This is a genomic window from Celeribacter ethanolicus, assembly GCF_002407265.1.
Taxonomy (GTDB): domain Bacteria; phylum Pseudomonadota; class Alphaproteobacteria; order Rhodobacterales; family Rhodobacteraceae; genus Celeribacter; species Celeribacter ethanolicus.
Window position 1 is genome coordinate 3,046,465 of the sequence record NZ_CP022196.1, and the last position, 21,721, is coordinate 3,068,185.

18 protein-coding genes and 1 tRNA gene are annotated in these 21,721 nt (G+C 58.9%); 17 read left to right on the forward strand and 2 right to left on the reverse strand.

Annotated elements, in window-relative coordinates; all coding sequences use genetic code 11:
* Nucleotides 1-45: 45 nt before the first annotated feature.
* The 11 genes from CEW89_RS14975 to rpoC all read left to right on the forward strand — a co-directional run bounded on the left by CEW89_RS14975 (nt 46) and on the right by rpoC (nt 13,607).
* Nucleotides 46-121, forward strand: a tRNA-Trp gene (locus tag CEW89_RS14975).
* 108 nt (nt 122-229) lie between these two features.
* Entirely contained in the window at nt 230-430 is a 201-nt protein-coding gene (secE, locus tag CEW89_RS14980; RefSeq protein WP_066707241.1) for a preprotein translocase subunit SecE, read from the forward strand.
* 39 nt (nt 431-469) lie between these two features.
* Complete coding sequence (locus CEW89_RS14985) at nt 470-1,045, forward strand: pyridoxamine 5'-phosphate oxidase family protein (protein ID WP_096806445.1); 576 nt, start codon at nt 470-472, stop codon at nt 1,043-1,045.
* Between the two features lie 163 nt (nt 1,046-1,208).
* Complete coding sequence (gene nusG, locus CEW89_RS14990) at nt 1,209-1,742, forward strand: transcription termination/antitermination protein NusG (RefSeq protein ID WP_066707236.1); 534 nt, start codon at nt 1,209-1,211, stop codon at nt 1,740-1,742.
* A 125-nt stretch (nt 1,743-1,867) separates the two neighbouring features.
* Nucleotides 1,868-2,317, forward strand: coding sequence for a 50S ribosomal protein L11 (gene rplK / locus CEW89_RS14995; RefSeq protein ID WP_066707233.1), 450 nt, complete (start codon nt 1,868-1,870; stop codon nt 2,315-2,317).
* A complete protein-coding gene (rplA, locus tag CEW89_RS15000; RefSeq protein WP_096806446.1) occupies nt 2,317-3,015 on the forward strand; it encodes a 50S ribosomal protein L1 in 699 nt (232 codons plus the stop codon). Before rplK ends, rplA begins: the two co-directional genes overlap by 1 nt.
* A gap of 228 nt (nt 3,016-3,243) precedes the next feature.
* Nucleotides 3,244-3,672, forward strand: coding sequence for a DUF3592 domain-containing protein (locus CEW89_RS15005; RefSeq protein ID WP_157779877.1), 429 nt, complete (start codon nt 3,244-3,246; stop codon nt 3,670-3,672).
* A 283-nt stretch (nt 3,673-3,955) separates the two neighbouring features.
* Nucleotides 3,956-4,471 carry a 50S ribosomal protein L10 gene (gene rplJ / locus CEW89_RS15010; protein ID WP_066707226.1) on the forward strand — a complete coding sequence of 172 codons (516 nt, stop codon included), beginning with the start codon at nt 3,956-3,958 and terminating at the stop codon, nt 4,469-4,471.
* A 69-nt stretch (nt 4,472-4,540) separates the two neighbouring features.
* Nucleotides 4,541-4,915, forward strand: coding sequence for a 50S ribosomal protein L7/L12 (rplL, locus tag CEW89_RS15015; protein WP_066707223.1), 375 nt, complete (start codon nt 4,541-4,543; stop codon nt 4,913-4,915).
* 251 nt (nt 4,916-5,166) lie between these two features.
* Nucleotides 5,167-9,303: a DNA-directed RNA polymerase subunit beta gene (gene rpoB, locus CEW89_RS15020; RefSeq protein ID WP_096806448.1), complete on the forward strand. Its 4,137-nt coding sequence runs from the start codon at nt 5,167-5,169 to the stop codon at nt 9,301-9,303.
* A gap of 56 nt (nt 9,304-9,359) precedes the next feature.
* Nucleotides 9,360-13,607 (forward strand): DNA-directed RNA polymerase subunit beta', encoded by a 4,248-nt coding sequence (gene rpoC, locus CEW89_RS15025; protein ID WP_096806449.1) that lies wholly within the window; start codon nt 9,360-9,362, stop codon nt 13,605-13,607.
* Nucleotides 13,608-13,696: 89 nt separating this feature from the next.
* Here the strand turns inward: rpoC and CEW89_RS15030 are convergent, their stop codons facing one another.
* Nucleotides 13,697-14,695 (reverse strand): glycosyltransferase family 2 protein, encoded by a 999-nt coding sequence (locus CEW89_RS15030; protein WP_096806450.1) that lies wholly within the window; start codon nt 14,693-14,695, stop codon nt 13,697-13,699.
* A gap of 125 nt (nt 14,696-14,820) precedes the next feature.
* Here CEW89_RS15030 and CEW89_RS15035 point away from each other — a divergent pair, with 125 nt between their 5' ends.
* From CEW89_RS15035 to tuf, 5 genes are all read left to right on the forward strand, one after another.
* A complete protein-coding gene (locus tag CEW89_RS15035; RefSeq protein ID WP_081423910.1) occupies nt 14,821-15,717 on the forward strand; it encodes a DMT family transporter in 897 nt (298 codons plus the stop codon).
* A gap of 271 nt (nt 15,718-15,988) precedes the next feature.
* On the forward strand, nt 15,989-16,360 hold the full coding sequence (gene rpsL / locus CEW89_RS15040; protein ID WP_008204009.1) for a 30S ribosomal protein S12: 372 nt from the start codon (nt 15,989-15,991) through the stop codon (nt 16,358-16,360).
* Between the two features lie 12 nt (nt 16,361-16,372).
* Complete coding sequence (gene rpsG, locus CEW89_RS15045) at nt 16,373-16,843, forward strand: 30S ribosomal protein S7 (RefSeq protein ID WP_066707212.1); 471 nt, start codon at nt 16,373-16,375, stop codon at nt 16,841-16,843.
* A gap of 23 nt (nt 16,844-16,866) precedes the next feature.
* Nucleotides 16,867-18,984: an elongation factor G gene (gene fusA, locus CEW89_RS15050; RefSeq protein WP_066707209.1), complete on the forward strand. Its 2,118-nt coding sequence runs from the start codon at nt 16,867-16,869 to the stop codon at nt 18,982-18,984.
* Nucleotides 18,985-19,052: 68 nt separating this feature from the next.
* On the forward strand, nt 19,053-20,228 hold the full coding sequence (gene tuf, locus CEW89_RS15055) for an elongation factor Tu (RefSeq protein WP_066707018.1): 1,176 nt from the start codon (nt 19,053-19,055) through the stop codon (nt 20,226-20,228).
* Nucleotides 20,229-20,405: 177 nt separating this feature from the next.
* On the opposite strand, the gene CEW89_RS20875 is transcribed toward tuf, so the two are convergent.
* A complete protein-coding gene (locus CEW89_RS20875; protein ID WP_157779878.1) occupies nt 20,406-21,194 on the reverse strand; it encodes a hypothetical protein in 789 nt (262 codons plus the stop codon).
* A gap of 204 nt (nt 21,195-21,398) precedes the next feature.
* Between CEW89_RS20875 and rpsJ the strand changes: the two genes are divergently transcribed.
* A complete protein-coding gene (gene rpsJ, locus CEW89_RS15065) occupies nt 21,399-21,707 on the forward strand; it encodes a 30S ribosomal protein S10 (RefSeq protein WP_066707020.1) in 309 nt (102 codons plus the stop codon).
* Nucleotides 21,708-21,721: the final 14 nt, after the last annotated feature.

Here is a 21,721-nt window from a genome sequence, read left to right on the forward strand (position 1 = left end):
CTCTTGCAAACCTTTTCGCCTTCGCGTAGGTCGTGGCTCGGCCTTAGGGGTATAGCTCAGCTGGTAGAGCGACGGTCTCCAAAACCGTAGGTCGCGGGTTCGAACCCTGCTGCCCCTGCCATTTCACCGGACATTCTCTTCAATATGGACGTGCGATGGGCATGCGGGCTTGAAATTGCCGTTCCGCTCGCGTATCTGCGCCGGGTAATCAGAGGTTCAGGACGAAAAGATGGCCACGAAAACCAACCCGATTCAGTTCATCCAGCAGGTGCGCGCAGAGGCGGCGAAGATCGTCTGGCCGACGCGTCGTGAGGTGATGCTGACCACGTTGATGGTGTTCATCATGGCCGCGCTGACCGCGACCTTCTTCTTCCTCGTGGATCTGATCATCCGCACCGGGCTCACCGGGTTCCTGAACCTGTTCGGCTAAGTGGATTTCGGCTATAGGTAAACTCTGGAGGAGTTTCCCATGGCCAAGTTTTTCAAGAGCATCACCGATCCTCTGCGCCGCGTTGTCGAGCGTCAGAGGATTTTCTTTGTGGCGACCGCCGCCGTAGGCGCGCGGGTGAACGTCTCGCCACGCCCGACCGCCGATACGCTCAGGATCACCGGGCCGAACGAGGCGATGTATCTCGACATGACGGGGTCGGGCGCGGAAACCGCGGCGCATCTGCGGGCGGACGGGCGGATGACGATGATGTTCTGTTCCTTCGACGAACAGCCGATGATCGTCCGCTTCTTCGGCACAGGGCGTTCGGTTTTGAAGGGTACGGAAGAGTTCGATACGCTTCTGGCGAATTATTTCGACGGCAAGGATCTTCCGGGCAGCCGCCAGATCGTCGTGATGGCGATCGAGGCAACGCAAAGCTCCTGCGGGTACGGTGTGCCCTTCTTCGACTATATCGGCGAGCGCCCGACCCTGCGCGACTGGAGTGCGCGCAAGGGCGATGCCGGAATTGCCGACTATCTCGCCGAGAAGAACCTCGTGTCCCAGGACGGCCTGCCCACCGGGTTCGAGAGCGTGGTCGACGCCCTAAAGGGTTGAACTTGCGTCCGCGAGCGTATAGAGCGGGCGCACTCTCACGAGACGGGCGTGCAGCGATTCGAGTTGCGCGCCGCTTTATTGTTTCGGGGAGCCGTGCCGCAAGGCGCGATGGGAATTAACGAGACCCGGTGCAAACCGGGAAAAGCGAAAAGGCAAAGGCACCATGGCGAAGCGTTGGTATTCGGTGAGCGTTCTCTCGAACTTCGAGAAAAAAGTCGCCGAAGCGATCAAAACGGCCGTGGAAGAAAAAGGCCTTCAGGATCAGATCGAAGAAGTTCTGGTGCCGACCGAAGAGGTCATCGAGGTGCGCCGGGGCAAAAAAGTGACGACTGAGCGTCGTTTCATGCCGGGCTATGTGCTTGTCCGCATGGAGATGACCGACCAGGGCTATCACCTGATCAACTCGATCAACCGGGTGACCGGCTTCTTGGGCTCTTTCGGCAAGCCGATGCCGATGCGCGATTCTGAGGTTCAGGCGATCCTGGGCCGTGTCGAGGAAAACGCGGAAACTCCGCGCACCACGATCACCTTCGAGGTCGGCGAGCAGGTCTCCGTCGCCGAGGGTGCTTTCGAGGGCTTCGACGGGATGGTCGAGGAGGTGGACGACGCCAACCAGCGTCTGAAGGTCTCCGTGTCGATCTTTGGCCGGGCCACCCCGGTCGAACTGGAATTCACTCAGGTCAACAAACGGGCCTGAATGAGCGCGGACCTTGTGGTCCGCATTGAGCCGTGGGAGGCGAGGGCGACGCGTCGTCCGGACCAGACCACACAACGAAAGACACTGTGAAACGCGTTTCACAGGAGTTGGAAAGGAAAAGGCCAATGGCTAAGAAACTCGCAGGCAAGATGAAGCTGCAAGTGCCCGCCGGTCAAGCGAACCCGTCCCCGCCCGTGGGTCCGGCGCTCGGTCAGCGCGGTATCAACATCATGGAATTCTGCAAGGCGTTCAACGCCAAGACGCAGGATATGGAAGCCGGTGCGCCGTGCCCGACCGTGATCACCTACTACTCCGACAAATCCTTCTCGATGGACATCAAGACGCCGCCGGCGTCCTACTACCTCAAGAAGGCTGCCGGTCTCAAACCCGTCGGCAAACGCAACCGTCCCAAAGGCGCTGCGCTTCCGGGTCGTGAAACCATCGCTTCCGTGACCGTCGCGCAGGTGCGCGAAATCGCCGAAGCGAAGATGAAAGATCTCAACGCCACCGACATCGAAGGTGCAATGCAGATCATCGTCGGCTCCGCGAAATCCATGGGCATCGAGGTGAAGTGATGGCGAAACTTGGCAAACGTACCGTCGCTGCCCGCGCAGCTTTCGCTGGCAAAGAGAACGTCACCGTCGAGGAAGCCGTTGAGCTGATCAAAGCCAACGCGACCGCCAAATTCGACGAGACCGTTGAGATTGCGCTGAACCTCGGCGTCGACCCGCGCCATGCCGACCAGATGGTCCGCGGCGTTGTGACCCTGCCGAACGGCACCGGTAAATCCGTGCGCGTGGCCGTGTTCGCCCGTGGCCCGAAAGCCGACGAAGCGACCGCCGCCGGTGCGGACATCGTGGGCGCCGAAGACCTGATGGAAACCATCCAGGGTGGCGCCATCGAGTTCGATCGCTGCATTGCGACCCCGGACATGATGCCGATCGTTGGCCGTCTGGGTAAGATCCTCGGCCCGCGCAACCTGATGCCGAACCCGAAAGTCGGCACCGTGACCATGGACGTCAAAGCGGCTGTCGAAGCTGCCAAAGGCGGCGAAGTGCAGTTCAAGGCTGAAAAAGCCGGTGTCGTGCACTGTGGCGTTGGCAAAGCATCCTTTGATGCCGCCAAACTGGCCGAAAACATCCGCGCTTTCGTGGATGCGGTTCAGAAAGCCCGTCCGACCGGCGCGAAAGGCACCTACATGAAGAAAGTCTCCCTTTCTTCGACGATGGGCCCGGGCGTTTCGGTTTCTGTGGACTCCGCGACCGGCAACTAAGTCAGCGTCTCGCGAATGCGATACGCGACGGGCGAAAAGTGTATTTTGTAGAAATGCATGATCGCCTTTCCACTTAGGACAAGATTTGAAAGGCGCTCCGTTTGGGGCGCCTTTTGCTTTCTTGTGCTTTTCTTCGGGGAGAGGCATATCGGGGCCATTATGGCGAACAAAACTTCCCAGCGGCGCAGGCGCAAGCCTTATGAACCCTCGCGTTTCTTGACTTGGGCCATGACGCTTTCCACCCTGATTGGCGTGTTGTTCGCGGTCATCGGGGTCCGACTCTTGGGCGATCCTGCGCGCTTTAAAGCCCATGCGAGAGAGGTTCCGGTTGAAATCGTTGCCTTCATACCGCGCCCGACAACGGGGGCGAAAAATGCTTTCTCTCTTAAGCTGGCTGCCACAGGCCGAGATGGTGAACGTGTTGAGGTCTACGACAATTACGCTCGCATGCGTTGGCCTTATCGTGTGGGGCAGGTTGTCGATGGCTATATGGATGACGCAGACGGTCGGATTGAGACGCCTTTGACATTGTCTGGAGCAAGTCGTTTGGGCGGCGGGCTGTTCTTCTTTCTGGGGACGGGAGGCGCGCTGGTCTGTGGTTTTGTGTTGATCTATGATCTCCGCAACCGTCGGGCTTGGCGGCGAATGCGTCATTAAGCACCAGGCTCTCTCGGAAGGCTTGCACTCTCGATTAATCCCCTCTAAACACCCTCTTGCAGCCCAGCGTGCGATTCGTCGTGCGCTGTTTTGCATTTCGTCCAAGACGGTGGGTGGTCGGGATATGCCGGTCATAATTCCTGCCTGAGACGGGAAGACGACAAGTTTCTCCGCAGGCTTGGCCTCGGGCGACTTTGGCGCAGCCCCGTAACGGACTTCGTGCCGGTTCTGGCCGGTAGAATTGAGCCGGGAGGGGAAACTCTCCCATACTTGGAGTAAAACTGTGGATAGAGCACAAAAAGAAAAAATGGTCGAAGAGCTCGGCCAGATCTTTGACAGCTCTGGCGTCGTTGTGGTTGCCCACTACGAAGGTCTCACGGTTGCTGAAATGCAGGACCTGCGCGCGCGTATGCGTGAAGCTGGCGGGTCCGTCCGCGTTGCCAAGAACAAGCTCGCCAAAATCGCCCTCGATGGAAAGCCCTGCGCAAGCGTTGCTGAATTCCTGACGGGCATGACCGTTCTCACCTATTCGGAAGATCCTGTGGCTGCGGCCAAGGTCGCCGATGCTTACGCCAAAGATAACGAGAAATTCGTGATCCTCGGCGGTGCAATGGGTGAAAACGCTCTCGACGTCGCCGGTGTGAAAGCCGTGGCACAGATGCCGTCCCGCGAGGAGCTTATTGCCTCCATCGTTGGCTGCATTGGTGCACCTGCTTCCAACATCGCTGGTGCGATTGGCGCTCCTGCTTCGAACATCGCTGGTATCCTGTCTACGATCGAAGACAAGGCTGCTGCATAAGCAATTAGAGACCGACGTGGTTGTAAACACACGCGTTGGAACACATCTTAAACGAACGGAAACAGTACAATGGCTGATCTGAAGAAACTTGCAGAAGAGATCGTGGGTCTCACCCTTCTCGAAGCACAAGAACTGAAAACCATCCTCAAAGACGAGTATGGCATCGAGCCCGCCGCTGGCGGCGCCGTGATGATGGCTGGCCCGGCAGGCGACGCTGGTGCCGCTGCTGAAGAGAAGACCGAATTCGACGTCGTTCTCAAAGACGCTGGCGCTTCCAAAATCAACGTCATCAAAGAAGTCCGCGGCATCACCGGCCTGGGCCTCAAAGAAGCCAAAGAGCTCGTTGAAGCCGGCGGCAAAATCAAAGAAGGCATCGACAAAGCCGAAGCCGAAGACATCAAAGGCAAACTCGAAGCCGCTGGCGCGACCGTCGAGCTGGCCTAAGTGCCTCGGCCTCAGGGCCAATGAAATCATGGGCTGGACCGGGACTTTCCCGGTCCAGCTTAACCTGTCTTAGAAAGGGCCTTTGCGCATCCGGCGCGAGAGAAGGTCTTTTCTCAGGAGAGGTTCAAAGGTCGGGAGCCCCCTTTGGGTCGGGGGCAGGAATAGACCGAACCCCTCTGTTTCGTCAGGGCACAGTCTCCGGCACCCAACGGTGATTGTCGCTCGCGAAAATTCGAAAGGTTTAGACGCTTATGGCATCGTCCTTCCTTGGCCAGAAACGGCTCCGCCGCTCTTACGGCAAAATCCGCGAAGTCCTCGAAATGCCGAACCTCATCGAGGTTCAGAAATCTTCCTACGAACTGTTCCTGAAATCCGGTGACGCCGCCGAACCGCTTGACGGCGAAGGCATCAAGGGCGTGTTCCAGTCGGTTTTCCCGATCAAGGATTTCAACGAAACGGCTGTGCTCGAATTCGTGCGCTACGAACTCGAATCCCCGAAATACGACGTCGAAGAGTGCATGCAGCGCGACATGACCTACAGCGCCCCGCTGAAGGTCACGCTGCGTCTCATCGTGTTCGATGTGGACGAGGATACCGGCGCGAAATCCGTCAAGGACATCAAGGAACAGGACGTGTTCATGGGCGATATGCCCCTGATGACGCCGAACGGCACGTTCATCGTGAACGGCACCGAGCGCGTGATCGTGTCCCAGATGCACCGGTCCCCGGGCGTGTTCTTCGACCACGATAAGGGCAAGACCCATTCCTCGGGCAAACTGCTGTTCGCCTGCCGGATCATTCCGTACCGCGGCTCCTGGCTCGATTTCGAATTCGACGCCAAGGACATCGTCTTCGCCCGCATCGACCGTCGCCGCAAACTGCCGGTGACGACCCTGCTCTATGCGCTGGGTCTCGATCAGGAAGCGATCTGCGATGCCTATTACAACACCGTCGACTTCAAGTTGGAGAAGAACAAAGGTTGGGTGACCAAGTTCTTCCCCGAGCGTGTGCGCGGCACCCGTCCGACCTATGATCTCGTGGACGCCGCCACCGGTGAAGTGATCTGCAAAGCGGGCGACAAGATGACCCCGCGCGCGGTGAAGAAGATCATCGACGAAGCTCAGATCACCGAGCTTCTGGTGCCCTTCGAACACATCGTCGGCAAGTTCGTCGCGAAAGACATCATCAACGAAGAAAACGGCGCGATCTATGTCGAAGCCGGTGATGAGCTGACGCTCGAGATGGACAAGGACGGCGACGTGATCGGCGGCTCCCTCAAGGAGCTTCTGGATGCGGGCATCACCGACATTCCGGTTCTCGACATCGACGGCGTGAACGTCGGCCCGTACATCCGCAACACGATGGAAGCCGACAAGAACATGAACCGCGAAACCGCGCTCATGGACATCTACCGCGTCATGCGTCCGGGTGAACCGCCGACCGTTGAGGCCGCTTCGACTCTGTTCGACAGCCTGTTCTTCGACAGCGAGCGCTACGACCTCTCCGCCGTGGGCCGGGTGAAAATGAACATGCGTCTCGATCTGGATGCGCCGGACACCCAGCGCACCCTGCGTCGCGACGACATCATCGCCTGTATCAAGGGCCTCGTCGAACTGCGTGACGGCCATGGCGACGTGGACGACATCGACCACCTCGGCAACCGTCGTGTGCGCTCCGTGGGCGAGTTGATGGAAAACCAGTACCGCGTGGGTCTTCTGCGTATGGAACGTGCGATCAAGGAACGGATGTCCTCCGTCGAGATCGACACGGTCATGCCGCAGGACTTGATCAACGCGAAACCGGCCGCCGCCGCCGTGCGCGAATTCTTCGGCTCCTCGCAGCTGTCGCAGTTCATGGACCAAACCAACCCGCTCTCCGAAGTGACGCACAAGCGTCGTCTTTCGGCTCTCGGGCCGGGCGGTCTGACCCGCGAACGTGCGGGCTTTGAGGTCCGCGACGTGCACGTGACCCACTACGGTCGTATGTGTCCGATCGAGACGCCGGAAGGGCCGAACATCGGTCTGATCAACTCGCTGGCTACCTTTGCCCGCGTGAACAAATACGGCTTCATCGAGACCCCGTATCGCAAGGTCATCGACGGTCATGTGACCGACGACGTGCAATACATGTCCGCGACCGAGGAAATGCGTCACACCGTGGCGCAGGCCAACGCTGCGCTCGACGCCGCCGGTAAATTCACCGACGATCTTGTGTCCACTCGTCAGTCGGGCGAACACGCGCTGAACCCGCCGTCTTCCGTCGACCTCATCGACGTGTCGCCGAAACAGCTGGTCTCCGTCGGTGCGGCGCTCATTCCGTTCCTTGAAAACGACGACGCCAACCGTGCTCTCATGGGCGCGAACATGCAACGTCAGGCCGTGCCGCTTCTACGCGCGGAAGCGCCGCTCGTCGGCACCGGGATGGAAGCCAAGGTCGCCATCGACTCCGGCGCCGCCATTCAGGCGAAACGTGCGGGTATCATCGACCAGGTCGACGCGACCCGGATCGTGATCCGCGCCACGTCTGACCTGGAGTTGGGTGATGCGGGCGTGGACATCTACCGTCTGCGCAAGTTCCAGCGCTCGAACCAGAACACCTGTATCAACCAGCGTCCGCTGGTGAATGTGGGGCAACGGGTCGAGAAGGGCGAAGTGATCGCTGACGGCCCGTCCACCGATATGGGGGAACTGGCGCTCGGCAAGAACATCATCGTCGCCTTCATGCCGTGGAACGGCTACAACTACGAAGACTCCATCCTGATCTCCGAACGCATCGCGCGTGACGACGTTTTCACCTCGGTTCACATCGAAGAATTCGAAGTCGCTGCTCGTGACACGAAGCTCGGGCCGGAAGAGATCACCCGCGACATTCCGAACGTCGGTGAGGAAGCTCTTCGCAACCTCGACGAGGCGGGCATCGTCTACATTGGTGCTCACGTCGAGCCGGGTGACATCCTTGTCGGGAAAATCACGCCGAAGGGCGAAAGCCCGATGACGCCGGAAGAAAAACTCCTGCGCGCCATCTTCGGTGAGAAAGCCTCCGACGTGCGGGACACCTCGCTGCGTGTGAAACCGGGTGACTACGGCACCGTGGTGGAAGTGCGCGTGTTCAACCGTCATGGCGTCGAGAAAGACGAGCGTTCGCTGCAAATCGAACGTGAGGAAGTCGAACGTCTGGCGCGTGACCGCGACGACGAAATGGCCATTCTGGACCGCAACATCTACGCGCGTCTGAAAGACCTGATCATGGGCAAAGTCATTGCCAAGGGTCCGAAAGGTGTCAAATCCGGTGTGACCGTGGATGACGAACTGCTCGGTCAGTTGTCCCGTGGCCAGTGGTGGCAGCTCGCCCTCGAAGACGAGGACGATGCCCAGATCGTCGAGGCCCTGAACGCTCAGTACGAGGCCCAGAAACGGGCGCTCGAGCACCGGTTCGAGGACAAGGTCGAGAAAGTCCGTCGTGGCGACGACCTGCCGCCGGGCGTGATGAAAATGGTCAAGGTCTTCATCGCCGTGAAGCGCAAGCTTCAGCCTGGCGACAAGATGGCCGGTCGTCACGGCAACAAAGGTGTGGTCTCGCGCGTCGTTCCGATGGAAGACATGCCGTTCCTCGCCGATGGGACCCCGGTCGACTTCTGTCTCAACCCGCTGGGTGTGCCGTCGCGGATGAACGTCGGTCAGATCCTCGAAATTCACATGGGCTGGGCCGCACGCGGTCTGGGTATCCAGGTGGATGACGCTCTGGCGGAATACCGTCGGTCTGGCGACATGACCCCGGTGCGCGATGCGATGAAATTCGTCTATGGCGAAGAAGTCTACGAAGAAGGCATCGCCGGCATGGACGACGATCTTCTCATCGAGGCCGCGTCCAACATCGTCAACGGTGTACCGATCGCGACCCCGGTCTTCGACGGTGCGAAAGAAGCCGACATCAACGACGCTCTGCGCCGTGCCGGGTTCGACACCTCCGGTCAGTCCGTCCTGTTCGACGGTCGTACCGGCGAGCAATTCGCTCGGAAGGTGACGGTTGGTAAGAAGTACATGCTGAAACTTCACCACCTCGTCGACGACAAAATCCACGCCCGTTCGACCGGGCCGTACTCCCTCGTCACCCAGCAGCCGCTCGGTGGTAAGGCGCAGTTCGGTGGTCAGCGGTTCGGGGAGATGGAAGTCTGGGCTCTCGAAGCGTATGGCGCCGCCTACACGCTGCAAGAGATGCTCACCGTCAAGTCGGATGACGTGGCCGGTCGTGCCAAGGTCTACGAGTCGATCGTCAAGGGCGAAGACAACTTTGAAGCCGGCGTGCCGGAATCCTTCAACGTGCTTGTCAAAGAAGTCCGCGGCCTCGGCCTCAACATGGAACTCCTGGACTCGGAGGGTGAGGAGTAAGGGCCTCAAACCCTTACCCTCCCTCCCTTTCCGAGACACTCTGAGGAACTCAATAGATGAACCAGGAACTCACAACCAACCCGTTCAACCCGCTGGCGCAGCCCTCGACGTTTGACGAGATCAAGGTCTCTCTGGCGTCCCCGGAACGCATCCTGTCGTGGTCCTACGGGGAGATCAAAAAGCCCGAGACCATCAACTACCGGACCTTCAAGCCGGAGCGTGACGGTCTGTTCTGTGCGCGTATTTTTGGCCCGATCAAAGACTACGAATGTCTCTGCGGCAAATATAAGCGCATGAAATATCGCGGCGTTGTCTGCGAAAAATGCGGTGTTGAAGTCACCCTCCAGAAAGTGCGTCGCGAGCGCATGGGCCACATCGAACTGGCCGCCCCTGTCGCGCATATCTGGTTCTTGAAATCGCTGCCGAGCCGGATCGGCCTCATGCTCGACATGACGCTGCGCGATCTGGAACGCGTGCTGTATTTCGAAAACTACGTGGTGATCGAGCCGGGTCTGACGGACCTCTCCTATGGTCAGATGATGACCGAAGAAGAGTACATGGACGCGCAGGATCTCTATGGCATGGACGCGTTCGAAGCCGACATCGGCGCCGAAGCGATCCGCAAGATGCTCGCCAACATCGACCTCGAGTCCACCGCAGAACAACTGCGCGAAGACCTCAAGGAGGCGACCGGTGAGCTCAAGCCCAAGAAGATCATCAAACGTCTGAAAATCGTCGAGTCTTTCCTCGAATCCGGCAATCGCCCGGAGTGGATGATCCTGACCGTGATCCCCGTGATCCCGCCGGAGCTCCGCCCGCTGGTGCCGCTCGATGGTGGCCGTTTCGCGACCTCCGATCTCAACGACCTTTACCGTCGTGTGATCAACCGGAACAACCGTCTGAAACGCCTGATCGAGCTGCGTGCGCCGGACATCATCGTCCGCAACGAAAAGCGGATGCTGCAAGAGTCGGTTGACGCTCTGTTCGACAACGGCCGTCGTGGCCGCGTCATCACCGGCGCGAACAAACGCCCGCTGAAGTCGCTCTCCGACATGCTGAAAGGTAAACAGGGTCGCTTCCGTCAGAACCTTTTGGGCAAACGCGTCGACTTCTCCGGTCGTTCGGTCATCGTGACCGGTCCGGAGCTGAAACTGCACCAATGTGGTCTGCCGAAGAAGATGGCGCTCGAACTGTTCAAGCCGTTCATCTACTCGCGGCTTGAGGCCAAAGGTCTGTCTTCGACCGTAAAACAGGCGAAGAAGCTGGTTGAAAAAGAACGTCCGGAAGTTTGGGACATCCTCGACGAGGTGATCCGCGAACACCCGGTGTTCCTCAACCGCGCTCCGACGCTGCACCGTCTCGGCATTCAGGCGTTCGAACCCACGCTGATCGAAGGTAAAGCCATTCAGCTGCACCCGCTCGTCTGTTCGGCGTTCAACGCCGACTTCGACGGGGACCAGATGGCCGTTCACGTGCCGCTGTCGCTCGAAGCCCAGCTTGAAGCCCGCGTCCTGATGATGTCGACGAACAACGTGCTGTCGCCCGCCAACGGCGCGCCGATCATCGTTCCGTCGCAGGATATGATCTTGGGCCTTTATTACATCACCATGCAGCGTGATGGGATGAAGGGCGAAGGCATGGTCTTCTCCGACATCGAGGAAGTCGAATACGCCCTGACCGCCGGCGAAGTGCACCTGCACGCCAAGATCACCGCGCGGATCAAGCAGATCGACGAGCACGGTCAGGAAGTTTGGGAGCGTCACGAGACGACCCCGGGCCGTCTGCGTCTCGGCACCCTGCTGCCTCTGAACGCAAAAGCGCCGTTCTCTCTCGTGAACCAGCTTCTGCGGAAGAAAGACGTGCAGCGCGTCATCGACACCGTCTACCGTTACTGCGGTCAGAAAGAGTCGGTGATCTTTTGTGACCAGATCATGTCGCTCGGGTTCAAAGAGGCGTTCAAGGCCGGGATTTCCTTCGGCAAGGACGACATGGTGATCCCGGACACCAAGTGGACCATCGTCGATGGCACCCGCGATCAGGTGAAAGACTTTGAACAACAGTACATGGACGGCCTGATCACTCAGGGCGAAAAGTACAACAAAGTCGTCGATGCCTGGGCCAAGTGTAACGACAAGGTCACCGAGGCGATGATGAACACCATCTCGGCGCCCAAGTACGACGAGACCGGTGCCGAACAGGAACCGAACTCGGTTTACATGATGGCCCACTCCGGGGCCCGTGGTTCCGTGACCCAGATGAAACAGCTGGGCGGGATGCGCGGCCTGATGGCGAAACCTTCGGGTGAGATTATCGAAACGCCGATCATCTCGAACTTTAAAGAAGGTCTGACCGTGCTCGAGTATTTCAACTCGACCCACGGTGCGCGGAAAGGTCTGTCGGATACGGCGTTGAAAACGGCGAACTCCGGTTACCTGACCCGTCGTCTCGTCGACGTGGCGCAGGACTGTATCGTGCGCGAAGTCGATTGTGGCACGGATCGTGCCGTGACCGCCGAAGCCGCCGTCAACGACGGTGAGGTCGTGGCAACTCTGGCCGAGCGTATCCTCGGTCGTGTGTCTGCCGATGACGTTCTGCGTCCGGGCACCGATGAGGTGCTTGTGTCCAAGAACGAGCTGATCGACGAACGCAAAGCCGACGCCATCGAGGCGGCCGGTGTTGCCTCCATGCGCATCCGCAGCCCGCTGACCTGCGAGGCCGAAGAGGGCGTCTGTGCGGCCTGTTACGGTCGTGACCTGGCCCGCGGCACCATGGTGAACCAGGGTGAAGCGGTCGGCATCATCGCGGCTCAGTCCATCGGTGAACCGGGTACGCAGCTGACGATGCGGACCTTCCACATCGGCGGCGTGGCCCAGGGTGGTCAGCAGTCCTTCCAGGAAGCCAACCAGGAAGGCAAGATCGAGTTCCGTGAAGCGAACCTGCTTGAGAACAAGCACGGCGAGCAGATCGTCATGGGCCGCAACATGAAACTTGCGATCATGGACGAAAACGGGGTCGAGCGCGCCTCCTACAAACTCGGCTACGGCACGAAAGTGTTCGTCACCGAGGGCCAGACCATCGGCCGTGGCGTGAAGCTGTTCGAATGGGACCCGTACACCCTGCCGATCATCGCGGAGAAAACCGGTAAAGCGAAATTCGTCGACCTCATCACGGGCCTGTCCGTGCGTGACGAGACCGATGACGCAACCGGGATGACCCAGAAAATCGTGTCCGACTGGCGCTCTGTGCCGCGCGGTGGCGATCTGAAGCCGGAGATCCTGATCCTCGACGAAGATGGCGAAGTGCTGCGCAACGAAGCCGGGAACCCGGTCACCTATCTGATGTCCGTAGACGCCATCCTCTCCATCGAGGACGGTCAGGACATTCAGGCCGGTGACGTGGTTGCGCGTATTCCGCGTGAGGGTGCGAAGACCAAGGACATCACCGGGGGTCTGCCGCGTGTGGCCGAACTGTTCGAAGCCCGTCGTCCGAAAGATCACGCGATCATCGCCGAGATTGATGGTTACGTGCGTTTTGGTAAGGACTACAAGAACAAGCGTCGCATCTCGATCGAACCGTCGGACGACACCAAGGAACCCGTCGAATACATGGTGCCGAAAGGCAAGCACATCCCGGTGGCCGAAGGCGACTTCGTGCACAAGGGCGACTACATCATGGACGGCAACCCGGCACCGCACGACATTCTTGCGATCATGGGCGTGGAAGCGCTCGCTAACTACATGATCGACGAGGTGCAGGATGTGTATCGACTGCAAGGTGTGAAGATCAACGATAAGCACATCGAAGTCATCGTGCGTCAAATGCTGCAGAAATGGGAGATCTCGGAATCGGGTGACACCACGCTGCTCAAAGGCGAAGCGGTCGATAAGGTCGAGTTCGACGAGGCCAACGCCAAAGCCGAAGCCAAGGGCGGTCGCCCGGCGAAAGGTCAGCCGATCCTTCTCGGGATCACCAAGGCCTCGCTGCAAACCCGCTCCTTCATCTCGGCGGCCTCCTTCCAGGAGACCACCCGTGTTCTCACCGAGGCGTCCGTGCAGGGCAAACGCGACAAGCTCGTGGGTCTCAAAGAGAACATCATTGTGGGTCGTCTGATCCCGGCCGGCACCGGTGGCGCCACCCAGCGCGTCCGCCGCATTGCCGCCGAGCGCGACAACGTGGTGATCGAGGAAGCCCGTGCAGAGGCCGAAGCCGCCGCACAACTGGCGGCCCCGGTCATGGATGTGATGGGCGACGACGCGGAAGACACGCTCTTCGTCGACACCCCGGAAGGCTCCTCCGACGAGTAATCCGACCGGATCGAAAAACGAAAGGCCCTGCGGAAACGCGGGGCCTTTTGGTTTTCAGGCGTGGGTTCGTTGGCGGCAGTGCGTTGATGTCAACTCAACCGCGCCCCCTCGCTTTGATGAAACAGCCACCGGGGATCGTCCTGCGCCTCGAACCCATGCACCGCCGCAAGCCGTTCGACGTAATCCATGCAGCACAGGTGATGCAGCCGCATCAGCTCCGGCTCACGGGTGAACTCGCCATAGACCGCATCGAAGCGTTCCGCATATTTCAGCGCGCTTTCGTCCAGTTTCTCGTTGCGGTTCTTGCCGCGAAAGAACGTCTCCGTGTAGCGATCCTTGCCCGCAACGGTGGATTTCGTCCCCATCTTGAGCGCGAAGCTTTCCCATGTGCGCGAGGCGTAATGGTTGAGCTGGGCGTATTCATGGGTGATCCAGCGGGACTGGGTCATCATCACCGGGCTGTCTTTTGGATGATAGCGCCGCATTGTCGCCCCGTCGCAGCGTTTGAGCTGGTTGGGCGGTATGCCCCAGGCCCCCTTGCCTCGCCAGCCTTTCGGGGAATGCACCCCAAGTCGCCAGAAATCCGTCGGCCAGCGCACCAGCGTTTTGAAAAACACATTGCCCTTGTGACGGCGCTCGGAAGTTCTGAGGAAACGGCGGTGGGTCGGAACGTCTTCCCATCGCAGATAGCCATTGTCGCCAAAGCAACGCCAGTGCACGGCGATGGCATGGGTCTCCGTCATATCGAATTGCGCCAGAAGATCGTCGAGCAGCCCGTCGCCGACATGCACCACGAGAAACTCGTCCACGTCGATGTTGAACACCCAGTCCGCTGCCCGGATCCGGGGGTGTGTCGACATGAGTTTCAGCGTGGTCTGTTTCACCGGGCGCTCGGGGTCGGGCACATAGGGCACGGCGGTCAGCACGCCTGCGGCATCGAGCGCCTGCAACAGCTCCGGCGAGTGATCGGTGCAGTCGTTGTAGAACACAACCAGATGGTCGAATCCCAACATGAGATACCACGCCACCCACTCAAGGATGAACGGCCCCTCGTTGCGCATGGTCGTGACGACGAGACGTTCTCCCATTTCCGATTACCCTTTACCCGAACTTTCGGTTCACTATGCATGGCGCCGTCGTCAGGGCAAGACCGGCACATGTCCTCTTCCCAGAGGCCGCGCACGATGATAGCGGGGAACGGAAAGGACGCCTCATGATCACCATGCTCTCACGCCTGCCCGACAACACCCGTGGTGCGGTGCTCATGTCGCTGTCCATGGCGGCCTTCACCACCAACGACAGTTTCATGAAGGGCGTACTCACCGAGGTGCCGATCTTTCAGGCGCTGTTTTTGCGGGCGGTGCTGAATCTCGTGATGCTCTATCTCGTGCTCGCGCCGGTCATCGGGCCGGTGCGCTTCGATCTTGCGCGGCGGGACTGGGTGTTCGTCATCCTGCGCTCGCTGGCCGAGGTGGGCGCGTCGCTGTGTTTCCTCACGGCGCTCAAACATGTGCCGCTCGCCAATGCGACGGCGATCATGCAGACCATGCCGTTGTCGATCACCATCGCGGGCTGGCTGCTGTTTCGCGATGCCCTGGGCTGGCGGCGCATGGTGGCGATCTTCATCGGCTTCTTCGGCGTGCTGATGATCGTCCAGCCGGGCACGGACGGGTTCAGCGCCTATGGGCTCTGGGCCGTGGCGGCGATGCTCTGTGTCACGGTGCGCGACATCATCGTGCGCAAGATGCATGAGAGCGTGCCCAATTCGACCGTGACCTTCGGCGCCATCGTGGCGGTGGGCATCGTGACGGGGATTCTGTCGCTTGGCATCGACTGGGTGCCGATGACGGTGAAAACCTCCGCGCAGCTCTTCGGCTCGGCCGCCTGCGTGCTGGCGGGCTATGTGCTTTCGGTTGCGGTGATGCGGGTGGGTGAGATGTCCTTCATCTCTCCGTTTCGCTACACCGCACTGATCTGGGCGCTGGTGATCGGCTTTTTCGCCTTCGGGGAATGGCCGAACCTTCTGGCGCTTTGCGGGGCCGGGACCATCGCAGCGACGGGGATCTATACCGTGTTGCGCGAGGCGCGGATGAAACGCCGGGCGGGGTAGAGGCGGCGGCTGTTGACAAGCGGGTCGACTCTACCTATACCGCGCCCCATCCGGCTCAGGGTCTGACTCTGTTTGCCGACTCTCAAATCGTAGTGATCAAGATGCGGGCCACTTTGAGGTCCACATCCTCTGGGAACTCACCGCGTCGTTCGCCTCGGAATGGGAACGATTGCGGGTTTTCGTGTTATGCGCATGTCGCCTGACACAACCATCGTAATCGCCCCGGCAAAAGCCGAGGTTCACAGAAGTCTAGGAAACGGGAAAGAGCCCTATGCCGACGATTCAGCAGCTGATCCGCAAACCGCGTCAGCCCAAACGTAAGGTTTCCAAGTCGCAGCACTTGGAACAATGCCCTCAGAAGCGCGGCGTCTGCACGCGCGTCTACACCACCACCCCGAAGAAACCGAACTCCGCTATGCGGAAAGTTGCGAAGGTCCGCCTGACCAACGGTTTCGAGGTCATCTCCTACATCCCGGGTGAAAGCCACAACCTTCAGGAACACTCCGTGGTTCTGATCCGCGGCGGCCGGGTAAAAGACCTTCCGGGTGTGCGTTACCACATCCTCCGCGGTGTTCTCGACACCCAAGGCGTCAAAGACCGTAAACAGCGTCGTTCGAAATACGGCGCGAAGCGTCCGAAGTAAGGAGATCTCAGAATGTCTCGTCGTCACGCCGCTGAGAAGCGCGAAGTCCTGCCCGACGCCAAATATGGCGATCGCGTGCTGACCAAATTCATGAACAACCTGATGATCGACGGCAAAAAGTCGGTCGCAGAGAAAATCGTCTACAACGCGCTTGATCGCGTTGAGTCGAAACTCAAAAAAGCTCCGGTGGAAGTCTTCCACGAAGCCCTCGACAACGTGAAACCGTCCGTCGAAGTGCGTTCCCGCCGTGTGGGCGGTGCCACCTACCAGGTGCCCGTCGAAGTGCGTACCGAGCGTCGCGAAGCTCTGGCCATCCGCTGGCTGATCAACGCGTCCCGTGCCCGCAACGAGAACACGATGGAAGAACGTCTTGCCGGTGAGCTGCTCGACGCGGTAAATGGCCGTGGCGCTGCTGTCAAAAAGCGCGAAGACACCCATAAGATGGCCGACGCCAACAAAGCGTTCAGCCATTACCGCTGGTAACAAAACCGAAGGACACGAGCCCAATGGCACGCGATTATCCCCTCGACCGGTACCGCAACTTCGGTATCATGGCGCATATCGACGCTGGTAAAACCACCACGTCGGAACGCATCCTCTACTACACCGGGAAGTCCCACAACATCGGTGAGGTGCACGACGGTGCAGCCACCATGGACTGGATGGAGCAGGAGCAGGAACGCGGCATCACCATCACTTCCGCTGCGACGACCACCTTCTGGGAACGCACCGAAGACGGTGAAAACGCCCAAACCCCGAAGCACCGCTTCAACATCATCGACACTCCCGGTCACGTGGACTTCACCATCGAGGTGGAACGTTCGCTCGCCGTGCTCGACGGTGCGGTTGCCGTGCTCGACGCCAACGCCGGCGTTGAGCCGCAAACCGAAACCGTGTGGCGTCAGGCCGACCGCTACAAGGTTCCGCGTATCGTGTTCGTCAACAAGATGGACAAGATCGGCGCTGACTTCTTCAACTGCGTGCGCATGATCGAAGACCGTACCGGCGCCCGTCCGGTTCCGGTTGCGATTCCGATCGGTGCCGAAACCGAGCTCGAAGGTCTTCTCGACCTCGTGCTGATGAAGGAATGGCTCTGGAAAGGCGACGACCTCGGCGCATCCTGGGTTCTCGAAGACATCCGTCCGGAGCTTCAGGACCAGGCCGACGAATGGCGTGGCAAAATGATCGAAGCCGCCGTCGAAATGGACGACGACGCGATGATGGCCTACCTCGAAGGCGAAGAGCCGGACGTTCCGACGCTCCGCGCGCTGCTCCGCAAGGGCTGTCTGTCGATGTCCTTCGTGCCGATGCTCGGCGGTTCCGCGTTCAAGAACAAAGGCGTGCAGCCGCTTCTGAACGCCGTGATCGACTACCTCCCGTCCCCGCTGGATGTCCCGGATTACATGGGCTTCAAACCGGGCGACGAGGAAGAGGTGCGTAACATCCCCCGCCGTGCGGACGACGATATGCCCTTCGCCGGTCTTGCGTTCAAGATCATGAACGACCCGTTCGTGGGCTCGCTGACCTTCACCCGGATCTACTCCGGCGTGATGAACAAAGGCGACAGCATCCTGAACTCCACCAAAGGTAAGAAAGAGCGCATCGGTCGTATGATGATGATGCACTCCAACAACCGTGAGGAGATCGAAGAAGCTTTCGCTGGCGACATCATCGCTCTGGCCGGTCTGAAAGACACGACCACCGGTGACACGCTCTGCGATGCCAAAGATCCGGTCGTGCTCGAAACCATGACCTTCCCGGATCCGGTGATCGAGATCGCGGTCGAGCCCAAAACCAAGGGTGACCAGGAGAAAATGTCCGCAGGTCTGGCGCGTCTTGCCGCCGAAGACCCGTCCTTCCGCGTCGAAACCGACCTCGAGTCCGGTCAGACCATCATGAAGGGCATGGGCGAACTTCACCTCGACATCCTCGTCGATCGTCTGAAGCGCGAGTTCAAAGTGGAAGCCAACATCGGTGCGCCGCAGGTGGCTTACCGTGAGACCATCTCCCACAAGATCGAGCACTCCTACACCCACAAGAAACAGTCCGGTGGTTCCGGTCAGTTCGCTGAGGTGAAACTGGAGATCGTTCCGACCGAGCCGGGCGAAGGTTACTCCTTCGAATCCCGTATCGTCGGCGGTGCCGTGCCGAAGGAATACATCCCGGGTGTCGAAAAAGGCATCAAATCCGTGATGGACTCCGGTCCGCTCGCGGGCTTCCCGGTGATCGACTTCAAAGTGGCGCTCCTCGACGGTAAGTTCCACGACGTCGACTCCTCGGTTCTGGCGTTCGAAATCGCGTCTCGTATGTGCATGCGTGAAGGTCTCAAAAAGGCCGGCGCGAAACTGCTCGAGCCGATGATGAAAGTCGAAGTCGTGACCCCGGAAGAATACACCGGCGGCATCATCGGCGACCTCACCTCCCGTCGTGGGCAGGTGACCGGCCAGGAACCGCGCGGCAACGCGGTGGCGATCAACGCCTTCGTGCCGCTCGCCAACATGTTCGGCTACATCAACACCCTGCGCTCCATGTCCTCGGGCCGTGCGCAGTTCACGATGCAGTTCGACCATTACGAACCGGTGCCGAGCAACATCTCGGAAGAAATCCAGGCGAAATACGCGTAAGCGTCGCCTCAGCCCAACGCGGGGGTCGGATGCTCCGATCCCCACACTGAATTAGACAGGAGGCCTCTATGGCTAAAGGTAAGTTTGAGCGTAACAAACCGCACGTCAACATCGGCACGATCGGCCACGTTGACCACGGCAAGACCACTCTGACGGCAGCGATCACCAAGTACTTCGGTGACTTCAAAGCCTATGACGAAATCGACGGTGCGCCGGAAGAGAAAGCCCGCGGGATCACGATCTCCACGGCCCACGTGGAATACGAGACCCCGAACCGCCACTACGCGCACGTCGACTGCCCCGGCCACGCCGACTACGTGAAGAACATGATCACCGGTGCGGCCCAGATGGACGGCGGTATCCTGGTTGTGAACGCGGCTGACGGTCCGATGCCGCAGACCCGTGAGCACATCCTGCTGGCCCGTCAGGTCGGCGTGCCGGCTCTGGTTGTGTTCCTGAACAAAGTGGACCAGGTCGACGACGAAGAGCTTCTGGAGCTGGTCGAAATGGAAGTTCGCGAACTTCTGTCCGAATACGACTTCCCGGGCGACGATATTCCGATCATCGCGGGCTCCGCTCTGGCCGCTCTCGAAGGTCGTGACCCGGAAATCGGCGAGAACAAGATCCGCGAACTGATGGAAGCCGTCGACGCCTATATCCCGGAACCCGAGCGTGCGATCGACCAGCCGTTCCTGATGCCGATCGAAGACGTGTTCTCGATCTCCGGCCGTGGGACTGTTGTGACCGGCCGTGTGGAACGCGGTGTGATCAACGTGGGCGACGAGATCGAAATCGTCGGCATCCGCGACACCAAGAAAACCACCTGTACCGGTGTTGAAATGTTCCGCAAACTGCTCGACCGCGGTGAAGCCGGCGACAACATCGGCGCCCTGCTGCGCGGTGTGGACCGTGAAGGCGTCGAGCGTGGTCAGGTTCTGTGTAAACCGGGCTCCGTGAACCCGCACACCAAATTCGAATCCGAGGTCTACATTCTGACCAAGGAAGAAGGTGGCCGTCACACCCCGTTCTTCGCGAACTACCGTCCGCAGTTCTACTTCCGTACGACGGACGTGACCGGGACCGTTGTTCTGCCGGAAGGCACGGAGATGGTGATGCCGGGCGACAACCTGAAATTCACGGTTGAGCTGATCGCCCCGATCGCGATGGAAGAAGGTCTTCGCTTCGCCATCCGCGAAGGCGGCCGCACCGTGGGTTCGGGCGTGGTGTCCAAAATCATCGCCTGATCAGCTTTGCTGATTAAGAAATAGAAAGGGCCTCCATCGGGAGGCCCTTTTTGTTTCGGGGCGATGACAGCGACGGTGTTACCCGCAGAGCGACGGTGCAAGCCGCGGGTGGCAGTTGGCTTTGCAAGGCAAAGGCTATGAGAGCCCGAGGCTGGAGGGCTCTAGCCATCATGCCAGTTAAGAGTGAATTTTCGATAGTTTCTTATGTAGTACTTTAGCTTCACTATATATAATCAAATCTATTTCTTGTTGATGGTCCATAAGCGTTTTGGCACGCTCACCAGCCGATAAAGTGGCTCTAAAAATTTCGCGGATCGGGAAAACTTCGCCTAAACCGATAAATTGGGAAAAATCCTCATTGAAGCCGATGTTTAGCTCATGCGGTTTGGAATAGCGGGCGTCATACAGACAGATTTGTGAACTGGAGCGGCTGGCATGTGATGGCGCGTTCACGACAGATTTTTCAAATCTTTCGTCAAAATGAACGAAGAAATTTCTTAGTGCTCTATCTTTCAACTTGCATATGCTCTCGGGGCCATACAGAAAATCATCTGGCAAACTAGGTGTTGAGGAGGAGTTCTGAACTTTCTGATATGTGTCTTGATCGTCGATGTTCAAAAACATGCAAACCTCATTGACAAATAGATGCTGCATACATCTTCCACGAGTTATGCTGAAAAGTTTTTCAGGGCGAACATTTTGTTTTCGGTTTCTCGGAGTTTCTGTATGTGTAGGCCAAATTGAGAAAGAAATATGAGCGGCATGAGTGAAAAATTCCTCTGCTGCTGCAAACAACGCAAAGTTGTTGTCCTGCTTTTGTCCGTTACGGTGTTCGTAAATTTCTTTATTTAAGCGATCTCTTGCGAACCGCGCCATTTCAGAAGAACGATAAATTTCATAAATTAATCCGTTAACAATATTCTTTAAGCTTAATATAACGCTTCCAAAATTGATCTGATTTGCCATTTAAACCCCCCTTAGTTGTCGGATAACAACAAACCCCTTGCCACAAAGCCGATCCCCCTCTATATCGCGCGAGTTCTCTTTCGGGAGAACGCATGAAGAGGGATTCGCTCAGGCCCTGAGCACTCGCTTCATAAGGTTCGACGAGGGTGTCCGATGAGCGGGCATCTTCCTCTCAACCTCAATAAGCCTACGAAAGGCAATGCTATGCAAGGCCAGAACATCCGTATTCGGCTGAAGGCATTTGATTTCCGCGTGCTCGACGCGTCGACCCAGGAAATCGTCAACACGGCGAAGCGCACCGGCGCTCAGGTCCGTGGCCCGATCCCTCTGCCGAACAAGATTGAGAAGTTCACGGTTCTCCGTGGTCCTCACATCGACAAGAAATCCCGCGACCAGTTCGAGATCCGCACGCACAAGCGTCTTCTCGACATCGTTGATCCGACCCCCCAGACCGTGGACGCGCTGATGAAGCTCGACCTCGCCGCTGGCGTGGACGTCGAGATCAAAGTTTAAGGAGGGCAATAGAG